At 69.0% G+C, this 2,926-nt stretch carries 3 protein-coding genes; 2 read left to right on the forward strand and 1 reads right to left on the reverse strand.

From position 1 onward, the window contains the following. On the forward strand, nt 1-1,154 hold a 1,154-nt coding region (locus JHD82_RS28705; RefSeq protein ID WP_199140277.1), incomplete at its 5' end, for a sigma 54-interacting transcriptional regulator. Nucleotides 1,155-1,188: 34 nt separating this feature from the next. Beyond that, the gene (locus JHD82_RS28710; RefSeq protein WP_192812316.1) at nt 1,189-2,463 is read left to right on the forward strand and encodes a glycosyltransferase; all 1,275 of its coding nucleotides are present in this window, start codon (nt 1,189-1,191) and stop codon (nt 2,461-2,463) included. Nucleotides 2,464-2,539: 76 nt separating this feature from the next. Here the strand turns inward: JHD82_RS28710 and JHD82_RS28715 are convergent. Further along, nucleotides 2,540-2,926, reverse strand: a 387-nt coding sequence (locus JHD82_RS28715; protein WP_199140279.1) for an EAL domain-containing protein, incomplete at its 5' end; no start/stop codon positions are given.

Genomic DNA, 2,926 nt, shown 5'->3' on the forward strand with positions numbered 1-2,926 from the left:
GCGCCAAGCAGCGCGACGCCAACGCCGGCACCTATGCCATGGAGTACTCGCATGTGCTGCCCTTCGACTTCACGGGGGCCGAGCTGCGCGCCATGCTGGTGCGCATCCTGCGGCGCATGCAGAGCAACCAGCGCCAGGTGCAGCGCTCGGAGGACATCATCGCCGTGGCCGACTGCATGCAGCGCCTGCTGCGCGACGTGGACACCTTTGCCGACTGCGAGCACAGCGTGCTCATCATCGGCGAGACCGGCGTGGGCAAGGAGCGCATTGCCGAGCGGCTGCACGAGCGCAACAACCGCTACGGCCAGGGCCCCTTCGTGGTGGTCAACTGCGGCGCCATCCCGGACGGGCTGTTCGAGTCCCTGTTCTTCGGCCACGCCAAGGGCTCGTTCACGGGCGCGGTGAATGCCCACAAGGGCTATCTGGAGCAGGCCAACGGCGGCACGCTGTTCCTGGACGAGATCGCGGACCTGCCGCTGTACCAGCAGGTCAAGCTGCTGCGCGTGCTGGAAGAGCGCGCCATCACGCGGCTGGGCTCGGCCGCCGCCGTGCGGCTGGATTTCCGGCTGGTGGCGGCCACCAACAAGCCGCTGCGCGGGCTGGTGCGCGAGGGGCGCTTCCGGGCCGACCTGTTCTTCCGCCTGGCCGTGATCGAGCTGCAGATTCCCAGCCTGGAGGAGCGCGGCGAGGCCGACAAGCTGGCCATCTTCCACGCCATCCTGCACAAGGTGGTGGGCGAGGCCACGATGAAGGAGCTGGGCGAGCCGCCCTTCTTCATCCTCGACGCCGTGGCCCAGATGTACTTCCCCGGCAATGTGCGCGAGCTGCGCAACCTGGCCGAGCGCATCGGCGTGGCCGCCCGCCAGACGCGCGACTGGAACGCCGACGGCGCCACGCAGCGCATCCTGCAGCACGCCCAGGCCCTGTCGGCCACCACCTTCCCGCCGGACGCCGGCGCCGCCGAGCCCCTGCTGGCCGACCGCAGCAACTGGGACATGGACGAGCGCAACCGCATCATCGCGGCGCTCAACACCAACGACTGGAAGCGCCAGAACACGGCCCAGCACCTGGGCATCAGCCGCAAGGTGCTCTGGGAAAAGATGCGCAAGTACCAGATCAGCGACGGCGAGCCCGAAGTGCCCGTGCCGGGCTGAGCACGCCCTCCGACACATCCCATCCCCCCACGCCATGGAGACTTCCACGAACATGCAGGACAAGCCGGTCATCATCTTCGTCAGCGCCGTATACCCCAGCCAGTACAGCCTGCTGTGCAGCCACCTTCGCGCCAGCGGCGCGGCCGACAGCTGGTTCATGACCATGCCCGGCCATGCCGAGAACTACGCCAGCCAGTGCGACCACCTGCTGTCGTTCCGGCCCGATGGCGACATCGTCGGCCCGCAAAGCTACTACTACTCCAGCAAGGTGGAGCGCTCGGCACGCATAGGCCGCGGCCTGCTGCAGGGCCTGCAGGCCTTCGAGAAGGAAAAGGGCAAACGCATCGACGTGGTGGTCGCCCACTCGCTGTGGGCCGCGCCCAACCTGCTGTACGGCGAGATCGATGCGGCCATCGTCAGCTACATCGAGTTCCCCAGCTACCGCGTGCACGGCAACGAGCCCGACTACCCGCCCGACCTGTCCCAGCGCCTGGCCGACCGCAACATGGAAATGCTGCACTACCACCAGGTGCTGTGCAGCGACCTGACCATCGCGCCCAGCGCCCATGCGCGCTCGCTGTTCCCGCCGCTGCTGCAGGAGCGCGTGGCCGTGCAGTTCGAGGGCTTCGACATCCAGGCGCCCGACGAGCAGGCCGAGCCGCCGCCGCGCCAGGACACGCGCTTCACCGTGGCCTTCTCATCGCGCGACCTGTCCAGCTCCAAGGGCTTCGAGACCTTCATGCGCCTGGTCGACCGACTGGTGCGCGAGGGCGATGGCCAGCAGATGCGCTTCATCGCCCTGGGCGACCCCACGGCCGTGACCTACGGTTACGAACAGCAATGGGTGGAGCGCCGCTACCAGGGCAAGGTGGCCAGTTTCCGCGACCATCTTCTGCAGATCCACCCGGCCGCACAGGTGGTGGAGTTCCCGGGCAAGCTGCCGTATGACGAGTTCGCGCGCACGCTGGCCTCGGTGGACCTGTTCCTCTATCCGCTGCGCTACGGCGTGGCCAACTGGGGATTGATGGAGATCCTGGCGCGAGGCGGCTGCGTGATCGGATCGAACTGGGGCTTTGTGCCGGAGCTGGTGCAAAACGATGTCAACGGCCTGCTGCTGCCCGACAGCGACGACGCCTGGATAGGCGCCATCCGCCAGCTGCGCGACGACCCGGCCCGGCGCCAGCGCTACGGCCGGGCCGCGCGCGAGACGGGCAAGCGCTTTCACATCTCCAACGTGGCCCCGCGCTTCATGGACCTGTTCCGCCTGGCCATGGCGCGGCGCAAGGCCGCACCGCTGATGCTGGAGTGAGGTGCCGCACCGGCCCGAGCCAGGCACGGGCCAGGCACGACCCAGGCGCGGCCCAGGGCCGGTATCGGTCCAGGCCTCAGGCCCGCGCCCGCAGGAAAAATCCCGTGCCCATGCCGGTCTCGGCGGCCGACACCTCGGCTCCACCAGACACGGCTGAGGCCGCCACAAGGGCAGACATGCGCTCCATGCCGCTCCAGTTCAGGGCCATGTCCAGCTCGTCGCCGTCCTGCACCTCGGTCGCCTCCAGCACCTCCAGCACGTCTTCCACGCGCACCACCTGGTCCAGCAGGCCATGCAGCGAGGGCCGGGCGATGAAGAAGCCCTGCGCGCCATGGGCTCCCGCCAGCGCCACGGCCTCCAGGCCCTGGGCGGACTCGATGCCTTCCACGATCACGCAGGCGCCCCGGTCGGCGCACAGGCTGACCAGGCCCTGCATCATCCGGGCCGAAGGCCGGGCCTGCAG

Source organism: Delftia sp. ASV31 (assembly GCF_016428765.1).
GTDB lineage: Bacteria > Pseudomonadota > Gammaproteobacteria > Burkholderiales > Burkholderiaceae_C > Comamonas > Comamonas acidovorans.

Coding starts and splice junctions, on each gene's coding strand:
- JHD82_RS28710 (WP_192812316.1), top strand. CDS start 1,189: ATGGAGACTTCCACGAACATGCAGGACAAGCCGGTCATCATCTTCGTC.